Origin of the sequence: Okeania sp. SIO2B3 (assembly GCF_010672525.1) — a bacterium.
In the GTDB taxonomy this organism is placed as follows: domain Bacteria; phylum Cyanobacteriota; class Cyanobacteriia; order Cyanobacteriales; family Microcoleaceae; genus Okeania.
Genome location: NZ_JAAHGH010000025.1, coordinates 25408 through 45377, shown reverse-complemented (window position 1 = coordinate 45377; position 19970 = coordinate 25408). Strand labels below are relative to the sequence as shown.

16 protein-coding genes are annotated in these 19970 nt (G+C 39.4%); 10 read left to right on the top strand and 6 right to left on the bottom strand.

Annotation, left to right across the window (positions count from 1 at the left end):
• The first annotated feature begins 105 nt into the window (after positions 1-105).
• The 5 genes from F6K15_RS18505 (at position 106) to F6K15_RS18485 (ending at position 9049) form a co-directional block, all read left to right on the top strand.
• The gene (locus F6K15_RS18505; protein WP_293063080.1) at positions 106-1926 is read left to right on the top strand and encodes an AGE family epimerase/isomerase; all 1821 of its coding nucleotides are present in this window, start codon (positions 106-108) and stop codon (positions 1924-1926) included.
• 893 nt (positions 1927-2819) lie between these two features.
• On the top strand, positions 2820-3161 hold the full coding sequence (locus F6K15_RS18500; protein ID WP_293063079.1) for an anti-sigma factor antagonist: 342 nt from the start codon (positions 2820-2822) through the stop codon (positions 3159-3161).
• A 547-nt stretch (positions 3162-3708) separates the two neighbouring features.
• Positions 3709-5829, top strand: a complete 2121-nt coding sequence (gene glgX / locus F6K15_RS18495; protein ID WP_293063078.1) for a glycogen debranching protein GlgX — start codon at positions 3709-3711, stop codon at positions 5827-5829.
• A 593-nt stretch (positions 5830-6422) separates the two neighbouring features.
• Positions 6423-6761, top strand: a complete 339-nt coding sequence (locus F6K15_RS18490; protein WP_293063077.1) for an anti-sigma factor antagonist — start codon at positions 6423-6425, stop codon at positions 6759-6761.
• A gap of 398 nt (positions 6762-7159) precedes the next feature.
• Positions 7160-9049 carry a SpoIIE family protein phosphatase gene (locus tag F6K15_RS18485; RefSeq protein ID WP_293063076.1) on the top strand — a complete coding sequence of 630 codons (1890 nt, stop codon included), beginning with the start codon at positions 7160-7162 and terminating at the stop codon, positions 9047-9049.
• Positions 9050-9166: 117 nt separating this feature from the next.
• Here F6K15_RS18485 and F6K15_RS18480 read toward each other — a convergent pair whose 3' ends face one another.
• The 3 genes from F6K15_RS18480 to F6K15_RS18470 form a co-directional block, all read right to left on the bottom strand.
• Positions 9167-9334: a hypothetical protein gene (locus F6K15_RS18480; RefSeq protein WP_293063119.1), complete on the bottom strand. Its 168-nt coding sequence runs from the start codon at positions 9332-9334 to the stop codon at positions 9167-9169.
• A 53-nt stretch (positions 9335-9387) separates the two neighbouring features.
• Entirely contained in the window at positions 9388-9834 is a 447-nt protein-coding gene (locus tag F6K15_RS18475; RefSeq protein WP_293063075.1) for a transposase, read from the bottom strand.
• Positions 9835-9999: 165 nt separating this feature from the next.
• The gene (locus F6K15_RS18470) at positions 10000-10311 is read right to left on the bottom strand and encodes a helix-turn-helix domain-containing protein (protein WP_293063118.1); all 312 of its coding nucleotides are present in this window, start codon (positions 10309-10311) and stop codon (positions 10000-10002) included.
• Positions 10312-10434: 123 nt separating this feature from the next.
• Here F6K15_RS18470 and F6K15_RS18465 point away from each other — a divergent pair, with 123 nt between their 5' ends.
• From F6K15_RS18465 to F6K15_RS18455, 3 genes are all read left to right on the top strand, one after another.
• Entirely contained in the window at positions 10435-10563 is a 129-nt protein-coding gene (locus F6K15_RS18465) for a hypothetical protein (protein ID WP_293063074.1), read from the top strand.
• Positions 10564-10922: 359 nt separating this feature from the next.
• Entirely contained in the window at positions 10923-11348 is a 426-nt protein-coding gene (locus F6K15_RS18460) for an ATP-binding protein (RefSeq protein ID WP_293063072.1), read from the top strand.
• Positions 11349-11365: 17 nt separating this feature from the next.
• The gene (locus F6K15_RS18455) at positions 11366-12271 is read left to right on the top strand and encodes an LD-carboxypeptidase (protein WP_293063070.1); all 906 of its coding nucleotides are present in this window, start codon (positions 11366-11368) and stop codon (positions 12269-12271) included.
• 247 nt (positions 12272-12518) lie between these two features.
• Here the strand turns inward: F6K15_RS18455 and F6K15_RS18450 are convergent, their stop codons facing one another.
• Positions 12519-13946, bottom strand: a complete 1428-nt coding sequence (locus F6K15_RS18450; protein WP_293063068.1) for a serine/threonine-protein kinase — start codon at positions 13944-13946, stop codon at positions 12519-12521.
• 457 nt (positions 13947-14403) lie between these two features.
• Between F6K15_RS18450 and F6K15_RS18445 the strand changes: the two genes are divergently transcribed.
• Together F6K15_RS18445 and F6K15_RS18440 are read left to right on the top strand one after the other, a co-directional pair.
• Positions 14404-15576: a transposase gene (locus tag F6K15_RS18445; protein WP_293063066.1), complete on the top strand. Its 1173-nt coding sequence runs from the start codon at positions 14404-14406 to the stop codon at positions 15574-15576.
• Between the two features lie 378 nt (positions 15577-15954).
• Positions 15955-17796 (top strand): ABC-ATPase domain-containing protein, encoded by a 1842-nt coding sequence (locus tag F6K15_RS18440; RefSeq protein ID WP_293063065.1) that lies wholly within the window; start codon positions 15955-15957, stop codon positions 17794-17796.
• 428 nt (positions 17797-18224) lie between these two features.
• Here the strand turns inward: F6K15_RS18440 and thrB are convergent, their stop codons facing one another.
• Both thrB and F6K15_RS18430 read right to left on the bottom strand, forming a co-directional pair.
• Positions 18225-19142 carry a homoserine kinase gene (gene thrB, locus F6K15_RS18435; protein ID WP_293063064.1) on the bottom strand — a complete coding sequence of 306 codons (918 nt, stop codon included), beginning with the start codon at positions 19140-19142 and terminating at the stop codon, positions 18225-18227.
• Between the two features lie 363 nt (positions 19143-19505).
• Positions 19506-19970: homoserine kinase (locus tag F6K15_RS18430; protein WP_293063063.1), on the bottom strand; the 465-nt coding region annotated here is incomplete at its 5' end.

Sequence of the window (19970 nt, the reverse complement as noted above, 5' to 3'; positions counted from 1 at the left end):
AAGCAGGAATGAAACAGATAATTATAGATTTATATAGATTATCGTAGGTTTCTAAGAACGATTTTATACAAAAAAACTCGTAAACACAGTTAAAGATAATCCAAAATGAGTACCCAAATAGAATTTAGCTTTTCTGACCTAATAGCAGGATATGTTACCAAATACGACTCAGAAACAGATATTTTTGGTATCAAAACAACAGACGGCAGAGAATTTCAAGCCAGACTAAGTCCGATATCTTATGCCAAACTCGTACAAAACTTAGACGAAGCATACCCAGATGCTACAGGTTCCATGCGGTCAATGTTAGTACCTGGTCGGTATATATTTACATACGGAGTCTTCTTCCCAGATAGTTCCATATTTGAAGCTAAACAAATTATATTTGTCGGTCGCCAAGCAGACGACTACGTTTTTGAGAAACCAAACTGGTGGGTAGACCAGGTGCGTTCCCTTGCTAATTTTTATGTCAAAGCTCAGTTTGGCGACGAAGAAATTGACTACCGCAACTATCGCACAACCCTAAGTCTATCCGGTGCAAAATCTCAGGTAAACTTCTCTCAAGAAACTGATACTATTTCCCGGATGGTTTACGGGATGGCAACTGCTTATATGATGACTGGGGAAGAAATTTTTCTAGAAGCAGCAGAAAAAGGCACCGAATATCTGCGAGACCACATGAGGTTTGTAGACCTAGACGAAGGTATTGTCTATTGGTATCACGGTATTGACGTACAAGGAGAGCGGGAACAAAAAATCTTCGCTTCAGAATTTGGCGATGACTACGATGCTATTCCTGCTTACGAACAAATTTACGCCCTGGCAGGACCATTACAAACATATCGACTTAATGGCGACCCTCGGATCATGGACGATACCGAAAAAACCATCAAACTATTCAACGACTTCTACCTGGATAAGAGCGATCGCGGCGGTTACTACTCTCACCTAGACCCCATAACCCTAGACCCCCTCAGCGAATCATTAGGACGGAACAAAGGCACCAAAAACTGGAACTCAGTGGGCGACCACGCACCAGCATATTTAATTAATCTCTGGTTAGCAACAGAAAAACCAGAATATGCAGATATGCTCGAATATACCTTTGACACTATTGAAAAGCGGTTCCCAGACTACGAAAATTCTCCCTTTGTCAATGAAAAATTCTTTGAAGACTGGAGTCCAGACCATACTTGGGGATGGCAGCAAAACCGGGCAGTAGTTGGTCACAATATGAAAATTGCCTGGAATTTGATGCGGATGAATAGTCTCAAAGCCAAAGATTCTTATGTCGATCTGGCCAAGAAAATTGCCGGCCTTATGCCAGCAGTAGGCAGCGACCAACAACGAGGTGGTTGGTATGATGTGGTGGAAAGAGTATTAAGTGAAGACGAAAAAATCCACCGTTTTGTTTGGCACGACCGTAAAGCTTGGTGGCAACAAGAGCAGTCTATTCTAGCTTATTATATTCTCGCAGGAGTTTTGGGAGAGCCAGAATATCATCGGTTAGCGCGGGAAGCTGCTGCTTTTTACAATGCTTGGTTCCTCGATACAGAAGATGGTGGGGTTTATTTCAATGTTCTTGCTAATGGTATTCCTTTCTTGGCAAGTGGTAACGAACGGGGTAAGGGGTCTCACTCCATGAGTGGTTATCACTCTACAGAGCTATGTTTCCTCGCGGCTGTTTATACTAATCTCCTAGTTACCAAGCAACCAATGGATTTTTACTTTAAACCTATTCCTGGTGGTTTCCCTGATAATATCCTGCGGGTATCGCCAGATATTCTGCCTCCAGGTAGTATTAAAATTGGCTCTGTCGAAATTGATGGTCAACCCTACAGTGATTTTGATGCGGAGAAACTGAGTGTCAAGTTGCCTGATACGAAAGAAAGGGTGAAAGTTAAGGTAAATATTGTGCCTACCTGAAGGAAGAGGGAAGAAGGAAGAAGGAAGGAGGAAGGAGGAAGAAGGGAAAGTCTTACTTTCAGGACTTACGCAAATCGACTTTTTAACCACCATCTGTAGGGGCGAATGGCATTGGCGTTCCGCCAAGCTCCGCTTTATATGTTGCGGAGCAAAACGCCCTCGCCATAAGTAGTAGCGCGTCTAGACTAAAATTGTGAGTAAAATCTAACCCTCCGATCCCCCCTATCCCCCCTTAGAAAGGGGGGTTGGCAGAGGTATTCATTTTCTCAAACTTACCCACATTCCAAAGCTAGACGTGCTAGAGTCTCTGGGTAAGTCCTGACTTTGTCTGAGTTCAAAAGTTTAGAACTTTCCTAACCTTCCTGAAGGAAGAAGGAAGAAGGGAAAGTCTTTCTTTGAGGACTTACGCAAATCGACTTTTTAACCACCATCTGTAGGGGCGAATAGCATTGGCGTTCCGCCAAGCTCCGCTTTATATGTTGCGGAGCAATTCGCCCTCGCCATAAGTAGAGTCTCTGGGTAAGTCCTGACTTTGTCTGAGTTCTAAACTTCTGAACTGTCCTAACCTTTCCTTTTGGCGACGTACAGAACTCAGGAGCTAGAGAAATAGAATAGGGGAGGGCGAAAAGGTGAAAATTTGCCTCCCCATCTCCCCACATTCCCCTCCTGGGAGGGGGAGGGGCGAGGGGTGGGTTCCCATACTCCCCCCATTATTATATAATCGGATTTAGTATAATACTTGTATAATACCTTATTGTGTTGGGTTTTCTCCTTATCCTGGTGGATAAGCTGCCCTAATGGAGACGTTCCACATTGGCATTAGTCTGTCCTAGACAAACTTTCCTCAACCCAACCCATATCTAAAATACTTGAGTATTATTACACTAAATCAAATGGCAATAGAAATTAATATTAGAACAATAGAAGAAAATATTACAGTAGTAGAACTAGCAGGGGATATTGACGCTAGTACAGCACCTAAAGTTTCAGAAGGAATTCTCCCCCTAGCGACTCCTGGGTGCAAAATTCTGATAAATATGAGCAATGTGCCATATATGTCTAGTGCAGGGTTGCGCACATTACTATCTTTGTACCGACAAACAACAGCAAAGGAAGGAAAAGTTGTATTAGTGGGGCTTTCTGAAGAACTTCAAGATACTATGTCTGTGACTGGGTTTCTAGACTTTTTTGCAACTGCTGAAAATGTTGAGTCAGGAATGGCAACACTAAATTGAAGAAGGCAGTAGTTTAATAATTAATAATTAATAATTAATAATTAATAATTATTAATTAATAATTAGGGTTTGCGCTCAAAAGTCTTTTAGTAGGATGAGGAGACAGGAGACAGGAGACAACCGACCCGCGGGGCTATCCCAGGAGGGGAGAAATGGCTCGGGAGCGAGGAGGTAGGAGCGGGCGTTTTGTCAGAATGATTTTTCTGCCCAAATCTTGACCAAAATCTGCTCCTAAATTGAACCATTACCACTTAAAACCTCGCACTTTTTGATACTCAAAAAGGCACTTACCTTGATCTATAAAGACTTTTAGATTTAATCAGCAAGCCCTAATTATTACCTCTCCTTCAAAGGAAAATTTTGTCTTTTTTTCCCTTTTAAAGGGTCGACTTTAAACCTTAATTATTCGGTAAAATCTTGTTAAGCTGTTTAGCATTTAAAGTACATATCCAATTTTTGTGAAAAGGAATAGGAAATATAAAATCTAAATGCTTTTTAGCTTATCTAAAACCTACAACCTATTCTCCCTTCATATTAATCAAAAGTCATGGAATTAGATCGTATTGATATTCATCCTACCCACAGTCACGGTGACTTGAAACTGCGTAGTGGGAAACCCTTTCCATTCGGTGCAACTCTAGTGCCTGGAGGAGTGAATTTTTCTATATTCTCCTCTAATGCTACATCCTGTACATTGGTCTTGTTTAAAAAAGGCGCTCTCCAACCAATGGTAGAAATTCCCTTTCCTGAAGAATTTAGAATTGGGAACGTTTTTTGTATGATTGTCTTCGACCTGGATATAGAAAATATCGAATATGGCTACCGGATGGACGGACCGAATAACTTCCAGGAAGGCCAATGGTTCGACAAGAATAAAATTCTCATGGACCCCTACGCTAAGATTATAGGAGGTCGCGATGTTTGGGGAGTTTTTCCTAACTGGGATGACAATTATCAACATCGAGCTAGAATTGCTTATGATGATTTTGACTGGGAAAATGACCGCCCTCTAGAAATTCCACCAGAAGATCAAATTATCTATGAAATGCACGTTCGTAGTTTTACCGCTCATCCCTCTTCTGGAGTCAAACATCCCGGAACATTTGCTGCCATCCGCGAAAAAATTCCCTACCTCAAAGAGTTGGGTGTTAATTCAGTAGAATTGATGCCTATCTATGAATTTGATGAATTTGAAAATTCTCGCCCCAGCCCAATTACAGGAGAAATGCTCTACAATTATTGGGGTTATAGTACGGTAGGATTTTTTGCCCCGAAAGCAGGTTACGCAGCCACAGGCAAGTCAGGGATGCAGATGGATGAGTTAAAAACTCTAGTTAAAGAACTGCATAAAAATGGGATTGAGGTAATTCTAGATGTTGTGTTTAATCACACAGCAGAAGGGAACGAAAACGGTCCGACTATTTCGTTCCGGGGTATTGACAATAAGGTATATTATATGCTAACGCCAGAAGGTTATTACTATAACTTTAGTGGCTGTGGTAATACGATTAACTGTAATAACCCTATAGTTCGTGGTGTTGTATTAGATTGTTTGCGCTATTGGGCAAGTGAATATCATATTGATGGTTTCCGGTTTGATTTGGCTTCAATTCTCGGTCGTGACCCCTGGGGAGCGCCATTGTCAAATCCTCCACTCTTAGAAACTCTCGCTTTTGACCCAATTTTAGCTAACTGTAAATTGATTGCAGAAGCTTGGGATGCAGGGGGTTTATACCAAGTGGGTTCTTTTCCAGCTTTTGGACGTTGGGCAGAATGGAATGGTAAGTATCGCGATGCAATTCGCAAGTTTATTAAAGGTGATTGTACTGTAGGGGAAATGGCACAAAGATTACAAGGTTCCCCAGACTTATATTCTTGGCAAGGTCGCGCTCCTGCCACATCTATTAATTTTATTACCGCCCATGACGGTTTCACTTTGGCCGATATGGTTTCTTACAATGGGAAACATAACGAAGCTAATGGCGAAAATAATAACGATGGTGCTAATGATAACGAAAGTTGGAACTGTGGGGCAGAAGGTTGGACAGATGACCAGGGAATTAATGCTTTGCGTAGCCGTCAGATGCGAAATGCGATCGCAATTATGATGGTTAGTCAAGGTGTACCTATGTTGCTGATGGGAGATGAAATAGGACGTAGTAAATATGGTAATAATAATACCTATTGCCATGACTCGGAGCTGAATTGGCTTAACTGGGAATTTCTCAAAACTAATGCTGAGTTATTTAGATTTGTGAAAAACTGCATTGCATTTAGAAAAGCACACCCAGTATTAAGAAATCGTAACCATTTCAGAAATCAAGATTATACTGGTAGTGGTTATGCGGATATTACTTGGCATGGAACTCAGGCGTGGAATGTAGATTGGTCTGAAAGCTGCCGTACTATTGCTTTTATGCTCTGTGGTAAACACGCTAAAGAAGGAAAACAGACAGATAACTATATTTATGTCGCAATGAATATGCACTGGGAAAGTCTTTGGTTTGAAATTCCTGGTTTGCCACAAGGAATGCAGTGGCACGTTTTTGCTAATACTGCCTGTCCATCGCCAGAAGATGTTTGGGAAACTGGTAAAGAACCTGTTTTGGAAAATCAGCATGGGTTATTACTTGGCGATCGCTCAGTAGTTATTCTGATAGGAAAATAAGTCAGGAATGATATGATAGAAAGACCAAAAAGATAACTCAGTAGTGAAATTACCACGGGCGTTGGTGAAGCGCGTGTATGATATTAATCTTAATTAGGGTTTGCGTATGGAAAGTCTTTTAGTAGGGGTAGGAGACAGGAGACAACCCACCCCTAACCCCTCCCAGTAGGGGAGGGGAAGACAGGAGGAATGGGTCGGGAGCGAGGAGGTAGGAGCGGGCGTTTTGTCCCAAGATTGTTCTGCCCAACTCTTGACCAAAATTCGCTCCTAAATTGAACCATTACCACCTAAAACCTCGCACTTTTTGATACTTAAAAATGCGCTCAACCTTTATCTGTAAAGACTTTTAGATTTAATCAGCAAGCCCTAATTACTCAGGAGTAAACCCACCCCAGCCCCTCCCAGGAGGGGAGCCAGGAGGACCGAGTCAGGAGGGAAGAAAGAAGAAGAAACCCCGAGTAGAAGGAGAAAGTTTTTTGGTCGCGGAGCGCGGAATGAAGTTCTATCGCCCTCTGCTCCGGACATGATATCATACCTCAAATCACCAACGCCTACCACCAAATCAATAAACAATTAATAAATAAGGGAAAATTATGGCTTTTACAGCAAATCTAGAAACAACAAACGGCATCGCCAAAATAACTTTATCTGGAGAGCTAGATGGGTCTACAGCTCCAGCTTTTAAGGAAAAAGTAGAGGAAGCAGCCGCCGAAAACCCGAAAAGACTTGTTTTGATGATGAATGACCTAGAATATATGGCAAGTGCGGGTCTACGGGTATTGATTTTCTCTAAACAAAAAATGGGAACAGGTGTTGATATTTATATGGTAGGTGTTCAAGAAATGGTGCTGGATACCATCAAGAAAACAGGTTTCGATCAAAGTATTTATTTACTGGATGAATATGATGCAGCTAAGATAGAGAATATTTGAATAAAATTTATCCATTGAAGAAATAGTCAGCAGTAGGGGCGAATGGTTGTTCGCCCGTACATGGAAATAAGGCAGAAGGCAGAAGGGAAAATTGCTCATAAATTTAACCCCTGTCAATTCTCGCTCATTTGTAACTAGGGTTTGCTGAAAAAGTCCGATGGTGATGATAGGCAACAGGGAACAGCTCCGAAAAGCAATAGTTTAGAGTATCTGTTACGGCAAAATTTTCCGCATTGTCAAGGGAAAAATATGAGTATTTTGAGACCAAAAGAACCAAAAACCTTGCACTTTTTCAGCAATATTTAGCCCTGGAAGCCTTTACAGGTATTGATTAAAATTTTATTCAGCAAGCCCTAACTAGCTTCTCTATACAAATAAGGCTAAGGATATTATAAACAATGGTATCTACAGAAGAAAACTTGAGAGCAGAAATAGACTCACTACGTCAGGAAATGACTAAACTTCAAGATGAAATGGTGGCTTTCCGACTCGCTCAAAAGGTACTGATAGAAGTCACAAGAGGGTGTCATTGCTCACCAGGAGGAATTATTAGAGGAGCTTTACAAAAAACTTTAGATGTTTGTGCGGACGCATCCTGTAATGCTGAGAAAGGAAGTTTATTTTTACTAGATCCTGCATCTGGAAAAATTATAGATGCTATTCTGACTCGCACTGAAGTAACTCCCGAGCAACGTACTCAATTAATTGGTAATGTTTTAGATAAAGGGTTAGCAGGTTGGGTAAGTCGCAACCTTGAGCTAGGATTAATTACAGATACTGAACAAGATGACCGCTGGCTGACTTTACCCGATCAACCTTATATAGTTCGTTCAGCATTGGGTGTTCCAATTATCAATGGCAAAAAAGAGTTGCTTGGTATCATTACCTTGCTGCATTCTCAAACAAATCATTTTACTTCGAGAATGGCAGAGTCAATGCAAGCTATAGCCGAACACATAGGGTTGGTGTTAGAAAATGCCAGACTTTATGGGCAACTAGATACTTATTCCAAAGCTCTAGACAATGAATTGGAAAAGGGTAGACAGATTCAAATAGACTTTCTTCCTTACGATATTCCTAAGTTGGATGATTGGGAAATAGTTGCCTGTTTTCATCCCGCCAAGCAAGTGGCCGGAGACTTTTACGATGCTTTTACATTTGATAACAATCAAATAGGATTAGTAATTGCAGATGTTTGTGATAAGGGAGTAGGGGCTGCATTATTTATGGCTCTATTCCGCAGTCTAATTCGCATCTTTTCTGGGGAAATTCAATTCCGAGGAACTGCAGCTCCTATACTTCAAGCACATAAACCTAAAAATTCTGATTGGATAGGCGAGTCAAATGCAACTAACTTAGCTCATCTGAATGCCCTTCAAGCTGTTCGTCTCACAAACAACTACGTTGCAGAAAAACATTGGCAAATGAGTATGTTTGCCACATTATTTTTTGGGATGCTAGATCCGAAGACGGGTATACTCAGCTATATTAATGGAGGACATGAACCACTATTTGTTGTTAATCAAGACGGTATAATAAAACAAACATTAACTTCTACTGGGCCTGCGGTAGGAATGATGCCAAATATGCAGTTTGGAATTCAGCAGGTTCAGTTAGAAATGGGAGATATATTAATAGGTTATACTGATGGAGTAACTGAGGCCAAATCTCCCGAGGGAAAGTTATTTACAGATAATAGGCTAAAAGAAATAGTAGAAAAACCTGCTATTTCTGCCTCAGAATTGATGGAACGCATTAAAGATAATTTATTGAATTATATGGATGATGCGCCACAATTTGATGATATTACAATGTTAGCGGTGCGTAGAAAATTATTACTAAAACAAACTCAAAAAAGGAGCATTATGGAACCTTTAATAGTGTCAGGTAACCTAGACTCTTTAGGAAAAATTGGTCAGTATATTATGTCGGCAGGAAAAGAAGCTGGTTTAGAAAAAAAAGCATCATATAAATTACGTTTAGCAGTAGATGAAATAGCAACAAATATTGTTACTCATGGCTATGATGAAGCTGGTTTAGCAGGGGATATTTCTATACAGGCAGAAATAAATGAGCAAAATTTAACTGTTTATATTGAAGATACAGCCATACCTTATGACCCTACTCAAGAAAACACTGTAACAGAAGAAACTTTACAACAAGCCTTAGATAAACGCCCTATGGGTGGACTAGGAGTATATTTAGCAAAAGATAGTGTTGATAAGTTTATGTATAAACGAGTGGGCGATCGAAATCGTAATATTTTAGTTGTGAATAGAGTTGGTTGACATCCTCCCCGGCCTAAAGGCGCGGGTATTCCTACCGAGCCGTAACTCCTCGGTGGGTTGACGTTTTGCTGGCGCAAAGCTCCGCTAACACTGGCTGCTGCTACTTTGGCAGTAGTCTTACACTTGCCTCCACGTCCGTTTAACGTCTCGGACTGCCCGCCCGCGACTAATATATTTATTGCTGCATTCTCGTCTAAGAACATGTTTTGCACCGCAGTTGAGGCACTCCCATTCTCGCACCTTCAGGTCTAGCTTGCCACCTTTAAAGCCACAATTTGAGCAAATTTGAGAAGTAGGCTCAAGGGCGATTAATTACTCTAAAATCACGACCATATTTTTCAGCAATTCCATCTAGGAATGTTCTGAATTGTCTCCATCCTAAATCGGATACCCACCCCTCTTGCTCCCCTCCCGGGAGGGGATGGGGGTGGGTTACGGTTTTTTACCATACCAGAAACATTCAAGTCCTCTAAAACAATTGTTTGGTTTTCACGAATTATTTCAGTGGATAATTTATGTAGAAAGTCTGTTCTTGTATCTTTCAGTTTGCCATGGAATTTAGCTATTCTAACCCGTGCTTTTTCATACCTTTTAGAACCTTTAGTTTTATTAGATAATGACTTACTTAATTTTCTTAATTTCTTAATTCGTTTCTTCAGTGGCTTAGGAGCATCAACTTTTGTACCATCGCTAAATGTAGCAAAGGTTTTAATACCTAAATCTATACCTACTGAATTATCAGTTTGAGGTAAAATTTCTGGTTGTATTTCTACTACAAAACTCAAGAAATATCTATGAGCTGAATCTTTGATTACTGTTACTGATGATGGAGGAGCAGGTAACTCTCACAGGCGATACTATTTTCAGCTTTCCAATCTTAGCTAAATAAACTTTATGTTGACCAACTTTAAATCCTCACGAGTGTAAACCTAGCAGTTTGCTTTGACTTTCTAATGCATGAATTTAGGAGGTTTAATAGGTCTACCTTTCTGTTGACCTTTAGTTGATTTAAAAAAGTTTTGATAAGCTTGGTTTAAATCATTTAAAGATTGCTGCAATGGTATAGCAGAAACTTCTGATAACCATTCTCTATCTTCAGTCTTTTTCGATTGAGTGATAAACTGTTTTTGTAGTTGAGAATTATTGGGTTTCTTTTCTCCCGATCTATACTTTTGTTTGCAACAAGCTAAACTATCGTTCCAAACTACACGGACACAACCAAAGAGCTTTGCGCTCTCGGTATTTTTGTCCCGGTGTTGGATAGATACGATACTTAAATCTAGCTTTCATAATTCCTATCTGAACTAACAGTATGATAACATTTTTGTTAAAAAAAAACAACTAAAAAGTCGCCCGCTTATGGGCGAGGCTTTAAACCCAATTTTTTGGTAAAAGAAGGAAGAAGGAAGAAGGAAGAAGGAAGAGGGAAGAGGGAAGAGGGAAGAGGGAAGAAGGAAGAAGGAAGAAGGAAGAAGGAAGAAGGAAGAAGGAATAGGCAGGAAAACTTAAGTTAACAGCAAGAAAAAAACTTAAATTTCCTATATATATTTATATATTCACGCTTGGGTTTACACAAATGCGCCCCAACGGATATGATATTATTCATCCCTATTCCCTATTCCCTATTCCCTATTCCCTGACTAATAATATGCTAAATCAAAATTGGTTAAAACCAGGTAAATTACTACAAGTTATTTCACCAAGGGGTTGTCTGCGAGAATTTAGATGCTTTTGAAAAGGGAGTGGAAATTTGGCGATCGCGTGGCTCTTCAGGGAATATTTACTATAATTTGATGATACTTTGAATATTGAAGCTGGGTAGAAATTAAATTAACTAAAGCTATTTCTAAAAAATTCAAAAAAAGGAGTATTTATGGAACCTTTAAAAGTACCTGGTAGCCTAGACTATTTACAAGAAATTCGTCAATATGTCGCCTCAGCAGCAACAGAAGCAGGTTTAGAAAAAAGAGTAGCATCATTCAAGAGAGCAGTGGATGAAATAGCAACAAATATTATCACTCATGGTTATGATGAAGCTGGATTAAAAGGAAATATATATCTGGAAGCTAAAATAGATCGCAAAAGTCTCGCTATTGTTCTTGAGGATACTGGAATACCATATGACCCGACAACAAGAGAAACTGTTACAGCGGAAACTTTAAGACAACTTTTAGAAAAAAAAGACCCTGGTGGCTGGGGGGTGGGTTTAGCGAAGGATGCTGTTGACGACTGGAAGTATGAAAGAGTAGGGGACCGAAATCGTAATATTTTAATTGTGAATAGGATTACAACAGAATAGAAATAATCGTACTTAATATGCTAAATCAAAATTGGTTAAAACCAGGTGACTTACTACAAGTTATTTCACCAAGCGGTTGTTTGCGAGAATTAGATGCTTTTGAAAAGGGAGTGGCAATTTGGCGATCGCGAGATTACCAAGTGAAATTAACTCCTGGTTATGATGAGCAGTGGGGTTATTTAGCAGGTACAGACGAAAGTCGCTTCGCTCAATTAGTAGCAGCGATGAGTAATGAAAATTATCGTGGTCTTCTCTGTTCTAGGGGTGGTTATGGTACGACTCGCTTACTCGAAAACTGGCCAAACCTAAATAATTTTTCATTGCCTACTCCTAAGTGGTTGATTGGTTTTTCTGATATTACTGCCCTGCTGTGGACTTTTTGTAAAATTAGCAATTTTTCCTGTGTTCATGGTCCATTATTAACTACTTTAGCTGCGGAACCAGAGTGGTCAATTCAACGATTATTTGACTTGGTAGAGGGTCGTTCCCTAGAACCTTTAAAGGGCAATGGTTGGGGTGGAGGCCAGGCCAAGGGCTATTTAATGCCTGCAAATTTGACTGTAGCTGGTCATTTATTAGGCACTAAATATCAACCAGATTTGACTGGGACAATTTTAGCTTTAGAAGATGTGAACGAAGCTCCTTATCGTATTGACCGAATGTTGACCCACTGGCGGATGGCTGGGGTTTTACAGCAGGTGAATGGTATTGCTCTGGGGCGGTTTAGTCAGTGTTCCCCTGGCCTTATGAATAATACAGAGTTTACTGTTGAGGATGTATTGCGCGATCGCTTGTCCGATTTAAATATTCCCATCGTTTCCGAACTTCCTTTTGGCCACGATGGTCCTAATGCTGCTTTACCTGTGGGAGTGGAAGCTAATCTTGATGGAGATAAAGGTATTCTGGAAATTACTAAGAATTGAAAAAGTAGGAAGTTGTTGGTTAGCAATTACAGCAAATTCCAAGTATATGAAGTACAGATATTAAAGATTAAATCTTTCCAGTGCGAGCATCTTGCTCGCTTAGGAGTATACCTCACCATTGAATCTGCTGTATCATGCTTGTTCTCTTGTGGTGGGAGTACAATCTCTAAGCATTCTTCATCTTTTCCCAAAACTTAGCCCTTGTACCTTCCTAAATGTTAACCTTTTGGCGAGTCAAAATTCTTTATTAAAAATCCCTGCTAATCGGTAAATTTAGCCAGGAGCTTAACTCCTGAGTAAGCCAATCAAGCTCTGAGGGAGTCAAATTGATCATACCATTAATGCCATTACTAAGTGTAAATTTCTTTGTTCCTGCCCAAATATTAATTTGGGGAGGTACTTTAACAATATCTTCTTCATCTTCTTCATCTTCTTCGGAATATTTTTTATATGAAGTGGAGGTGAGTTCAATTTTTATAATATTCTGTCGAGGTGCAGTTAGGGGTAGCCAATACCTGAACCCAAATATTTCCAAAGAGTGAGAAATTTTTGATTGAGTAATACGAAGTCTGACTGTTCCAAATAAAGTCGAGATAATTTTCCAAATCATTGTCAGACCTATTCCCAAGTGGGCAACTGAAAATACAGCCATATACCATCTAATAGAATTCCAACTTGCAAAACCTCCCTTATACCAATTGAAAAGAAAAGAGTTCCATACAAATGCAAACAAAATGTTAGGGATTACACCTAAATCGAAACCTTGTGGTAAAATAACAATCTCCAATACCTGACTTGTCTTCGTAACTTGAACTCTGCTACCGTGAGGTTTGGTAACAACAGTCAACTGATTTTTTAGGAGATTGGGTGTTTCTAGAGCTTCTAATGCTTGTTTTACCGATTTCAACCTTAAATCTAAACTTGGCTCTGTCATTGATTTCAGCCAGTCGATTAAATGTGGACTGAGATTAACCTGCTCTTCAAACTGGATACTCATCTCCTCTTGAGGTAATTGATCTGGATGTTGCCCAGTTGCCAGATAAATAAGAGTCGCTCCCAAAGCATATAAATCTGAAGCGGGTGTAGTTTGTCCCCCAAATTGTTCAAGCGGCATATAGCCATAAGTACCAACTATTGTCCGAGTTCCACCATGTACCGCTGTTTGAACTGAACCCAAATCAATTAGGTAAACTTGCCCAATACTATTACCACTACGGTCAGCTAATAAAATATTACTGGGTTTAATATCCCGATGAATAACAGGTGGTTGACGACTATGTAGATAATCTAAAATTTTTAATAGTTCTGTGGCGATCGCTTTGATATCATCCTCGCTAAAAGTACGACCAGACTGTATCCAGTCGGACAAGGATTTAGCCTCAATATAAGTTTGAACTAAGGCAAAACCTTTTCCTAGCTCAATCTCCACATCAAAATAATCCAGATATTGAGGAATAGCTGGATGTTCCAGAAATTTCAGTACCTCAGCTTCTCGTTCAAACAGTTTCAGATGTTCCCAACTAAAGTCTGGACTGAATAGCAACAACTTAACCACAACCAACGAATCTGTTTGTAAGTCATTAGCAAGAAAAGTTCTACGACCAGTTTGACCGCCAAGTACAGATTGGATACGATAGCGATCGCGTAAAACTTGACCAGTGAATTCCTCCATCATTTTTGCTGTTCATTTAGATAGTTGGACTGGTTGTTTGTCTGATCCCCAAGTTTTTATTTTACTTTCAGTATAACTAAATTTAACGAATTTATCCGATTATACTCAGTAGTAAAATATTTCTTATCTTTATTTTTCTGATTTTCAGGGTTGACATTATAGTTGAGCAAGAGTATAATGGAAAATTTTGATAAAAATATAAACTTTGGAAAATAATAGTTATCATTAGACCATAATTACAAATTTTAGTGTAAAGTTTTTGGTTACTGATTAAATATATGTTCTAATCTATAAAGATCGATCATCAAATACAAAATCTAAATTATGAAAAAAGGACGAGAGTTTGAAAGCCATGTCTTTTTAAAGCATAGATGAAAAACGAGCGAGGAATTTTAACACCTTAAAAAGTTGTCCGGCATTTATTCTTTAATGTGATCATAATAATATGGAGGTGATCAAGATGTATGGATGTCAACAAGAGTTAATTAAAAGTCCAGACAATGTCCCATTTTTAGAATATTTATGTATCACAGCAAATAAACTTATTAATTGCGGGATTTATTTAGCTAGACAATGGTATTTTAAATTGGGGTATATCACAGGAAAATACGACTTAGAAAAAAAGCTAAAGTCCCATAGTAATTATCAGTTTTTGTATTCTCAAGCAGCACAACAAACTCTTAGAGGAGTAGCAGAAGCATTTAAGTCCTATAAAGAACTTTCTAATAAGTACAAAAAAGCAGAATTAACCGATAAATCTCAATTGCCTAAATACCGTAAAAAAGGAGAGATGGGAGTTATAACTTATCCCAAACAAGCTTTAAAACTTGAAAAGGGGAAAGTAAAAATACCTTTGGGAAGAAAGGTGAAAGCAGCATTTAAAGTTGATAGTTTTTTCTTAGGATTTCCCAGTAATCTTGAGTTTAAAGAAATCATAGAAATGAGGATTCTACCCCGTAACGGTTGCTTTTATGTACAATGGGTTTATGAGTTAAAAGCTGCTCAACCTCAGTTAGATAAAGCCAAAGTATTAGGCATTGACCATGGGGTTGATAATTGGTTAAGTTGTGTCTCCAATGTCGGGGCAAGCTTCATTATTGATGGTAAATATCTGAAGTCAAAAAATCAATGGTACAACAAACAAATTGCGACAATTAAAGAAGGAAAACCTCAAGGGTTTTGGTCAAAAAAACTAGCTTGCATAACTGAAAAACGCAACAGGAAAATGCGCGATGCTGTTAACAAAGCAGCAAGATTAGTGATTAATCATTGTTTAAAACATGGCATTGGTCGAATAGTTTTTGGTTGGAACAAACGACAAAAAGATAGCATTGACATCGGAAGCAAAAACAACCAAAAGTTTGTACAAATTCCTACAGCAAAACTGAAAGAACGGATTACTCAGTTATGCAAATTGTACGGCGTAAAGTTTATTGAAACTGAAGAATCGTACACCTCACAAGCTAGCTTTTTAGATGGTGACTTCCTGCCAACTATCGGTGAAAAACCCAAAAGCTGGAAAGCATCTGGTAAGCGAATTAAGCGATGCAGCGCGGTCTTGGGGGTTTCCCCCATGAGCGACTGCATCAAGACAACGAGGACTTTATCAAACTCAAAACGATTTGTTGGTTAATGCAGATATTAATGGGGCAGCTAATATCCTCAAAAAAGTAGCGACAACTTTGAAATTTTCTCTCAAAGGAGTCAGTAGAGGCAGTTTGATAATGCCTTTAAGAATCCAATGGATGGATTGCTTAAGAATCCCCGCACCTTTAGGTCGGGGAGTATCAAGAAATCTTGATAGTGACCAAAAAATAAGGTCTCCTGTCCCTTGAAGAGGGATGAAAAAGCGGTCCAGGGATGGCGAGAAAACCTTGCCATATGCAATGGACTAAGAGAAAATAAACTTCAGTATTTCAAGCCTTTGACTTTCCTGCGGAATGCGGAGCTAACAGCCAGAGGAACTGATAACTGATAACTGATAACTGAAATGACACCTGATACCTGAAAAATGACTAATCAACAAACTCTGAGGCAGAAACTTTTAGACTTAGACAACTGTAACTACAAAGCTTACAGAGATATTCAAGGTAGTTACGAATTTCCGGACTTTACCTTAATTATTGATTATATTCAGGGAGACCCCTTTGGCGCTCCTAGTAAACTTCGGGTGCAGGTGCCTTATACAGTTGCTGCTTTTCCTCCAGAACTTTATCAAAGTCCAATTAGAGAAGTTGCCCTACGAGATTTCCTAACTCGTAAATTTGACAGAATGGCTTATGAAGTTAGTGGACGGCGTGGCACTGGCAAAAGTGGGATGGTGGCAATTACGAAAATGGGACAGGAAGTGCTGGAACGAACATCAGTATACTTGGCTAATATAGACCCTCCAGCTCCTAAAGTAGTTTCTCCTGGGTCAAATCCCGCTTTACAAAGAGGAAAACCGATAAAATTAAAAAACAATACTCAAAAAGGTGTTGAAGTACGATTAATAGCTGGATTACCTGCAAATGGTCGTCGTATTCTAGGAAGACAGGCAGCAGAAATGTTGTGTGATGATATGCCGTATATTGTTCATCGGAGTCTCAAATATGAACAATTAGATGCTGATGCTTGTCGCCGTCATGTAGAAACTGTAGAAGATACAGATTCTTTACGGAAGCAGTTGGTAGAAAAAAATCTAGTTGCTTTTGTTGCTAATGGTGCAATTTTACCTCGTCGTAGCGGGGTTGACAACCGTCCTTTGTCATCTGAGAATGTAGTGCCATTTCAGTCTCCTCCATCTTTGGAAGTAGAGTTTGAATGTCCGAATCAGGGTAAAATTTCTGGCATGGGAATTTCTAAAGGGGTGACTTTAATTGTGGGTGGCGGTTATCATGGTAAGTCTACCCTCCTCAAAGCAATTGAATTAGGGGTTTATAACCACATTCCTGGTGATGGACGTGAATTTGTTGTGACAGATCCAGCAGCGGTGAAAATTAGGGCAGAAGATGGTCGTAGTGTTGCAGGTGTAGATATTTCGCCGTTTATTAATCAATTGCCTCAAGATCGTTCTACTACTCAATTTACTACTGAAAATGCTAGTGGTAGTACCTCTCAAGCTGCAAATATTATGGAAGCTTTGGAGATAGGTATTAAAAATGATCGACCTGAAGAATCTCAAGAAATTGCGACAACTTCCCCAGTCTTGTTAGTAGATGAGGATACGGCAGCAACTAATTTTATGATTCGCGATCGCCGGATGCAAGAACTTATTGCGAAAGATAGTGAACCGATCACTCCTTTTATTGATAAGGTAAGACAGTTATATACTGATTATCAAGTATCAACAATTTTGGTTATGGGTGGTAGTGGTGACTATTTTGAAGTGGCAGATAAAATCATTGCTATGGAAAACTTTAGAGCTAGGGAAGTTACAGAAAAAGCTAAAGAGATTGCCGAAAAATACGTTACTGGTCGTACTCCTGAAGGTGGTGAAAAATTTGGCGAAATTCGAGGACGGATACCATTGCCAGAAAGTTTAGACCCCAGTCGAGGGCGACGAGATGTGCGTTTAAAAGTACGAGATGTTGATGAAGTGGTGTTTGGTGGCGAGGATGTTGACCTCTCTAGTGTTGAACAGTTAGTGAGTAAAGACCAACTAACGGCGATCGGTGCAGCTATGGTTTATGCTAAAAAACAATACATGGATAGCGATCGAACATTGTTAGAAGTTGTTGATGCTATTATGGCAGATATTGAATCTAAAGGTTTGGATGTTTTACTTCCTTTTCCACAAGCAGATTTAGCTATCTTCCGACGTTTTGAGTTGGCAGCAGCGATCAATCGTCTACGGACTTTGAAAGTTAAATAATTACTGCTTAGGAAAAATAATGTTTAATATTAGGATAAACTGTGTAGCATTGAAATTGGGTATATAAATATTGACTTATTGAATAGAGCTGATGGTTTAACCGCCTTTCTCTGTTCCCTGTTTATTATGTCTGGTTGAATACTGATAAATAACGATCAAGGAGTCAGGACTCAGGAGGAAAGAGGAGAAGAAAGTTTTTGTTTGCGTTTGCGTGGCATTTCGGACCGAAAGCGGAACGGAGTTCTATCGTACTATTAAACGGACACAATATAATAGGTGGAAACAACTTCTTCAACAAAGACGTATATTTCTAATCTAGAAGGAAAAAATTATGACGATCGCTAAATTTATGGAAAGATTTGGACAAGTATTGATGTTTGCTTGCCAATTATACCAATGTAGCGATCGTGTTCTATCAAATCACCAACCTAACTACAAATTGCTCCTCTAGTGTCAACTTCTAAAGCTCTTACTTCTGTAACTACTCCTTGATTTTTCCAAGTATCTGCCATTGCTGTTACTACTGCTGATGTTGTGAGCGAACTTGTCAATGCTAATAAAGTCGGTCCTGCACCACTGATTACCATTTCATCAGCACCAGCATCTAAAGCAGCTAATCTAACTTTTTCATATCCTTTGATTAGAGACTTACGGTACGGTTGGTGAATTTTATCTTGCATTCCAGCTTTTAACCAATCTCCATTACCAGTTTCTAAACCTCTTAACAAAATGCCTAAATGGGCAGCATTAAATATGGCATCGGCGCGACTGTACTCTGTTGGTAAAACTCGTCGCGCTTCTGCTGTTGAAAGTTCAAAATCTGGAATTGCTACTACTGGCACAATATCAGAATGCCAAGGAATATCACACACTTCCCAACCAGTAGGAGTCGAAGCAGTTAAACAGCATCCACCAAGTAAGGCAGGCACAACATTATCTGGATGTCCTTCAATGGCGATCGCTAAATTCATTACTTCTGTTTGACTCAAAGGATGTCCCGCCAGTTGATTTGCTCCGAGTAAACCTCCGACTATTGCAGTCGCTGAACTTCCTAAACCCCTAGCTAAGGGTATCCCTAAGTCGATTTCTATTTCTACAGATGGGGGTATTTGGTTGAGATGTTCATATAATTTGACGAATGCTTGATAGGCAAGATTGGTTTTATCTGTGCTGATTCGTGCAGCTTCTTTGCCAGTGACAGAAATTTTGAGTTCTGTTGCGCTATCCGCAATAGAGAATTTTAAGTTGTTATATAAGGAGAGAGCTGCACCGATGCAGTCAAAGCCAGGGCCAATATTTGCAGTAGTTGCGGGGACAGTAACTGTGATAAAGGATTTTGTGGTCATGGTATTGGTAGTTAGAGTGGTTTGCTTAGAATAGTCAGAATTTGTGCAGTTGACAAGATGCTGTTGGCTCTGCCACTACTATTGCGTATAGCGCAATAAAGAGTAGTTTTGAGTGATTAGCAAGTAGAGTAAATTACTATAGCAGTCGAAGCAAAGGTTAGGAAATTTATAAATGCTCAAACTCACTCAGGCATTGCTTTTGGCTTTTTAATTTTGAATTTTGACTTGTGCGTAGCACTATAACGTACTCGACTGGACTACTTCAGCTAATATATTGCTTTAGATTTGTCATTGCAACTCGAAGAAATTATTGCTTAAAAATTTGCTATTAGAACATTTAATATCAAGCAGTACACTACAGATTTAATAATTTGAAATATTCTGTAAATTTACGCATAAGTAGTTTATTTTGAGGAAAATCCTGGTTTTTAGGTGAATTTTATCTTGCATTCCAGCTTTTAACCAATCTCTATTACCAGTTTCTAAACCTCTTAACAAAATGCCTAAATGGGCAGCATTAAATATGGCATCGGCGCGACTGTACTCTGTTGGTAAAACTCGTCGCGCTTCTGCTGTTGAAAGTTCAAAATCTGGAATTGCTACTACTGGCACAATATCAGAATGCCAAGGAATATCACACACTTCCCAACCAGTAGGAGTCGAAGCAGTTAAACAGCATCCACCAAGTAAGGCAGGCACAACATTATCTGGATGTCCTTCAATGGCGATCGCTAAATTCATTACTTCTGTTTGACTCAAAGGATGTCCCGCCAGTTGATTTGCTCCGAGTAAACCTCCGACTATTGCAGTCGCTGAACTTCCTAAACC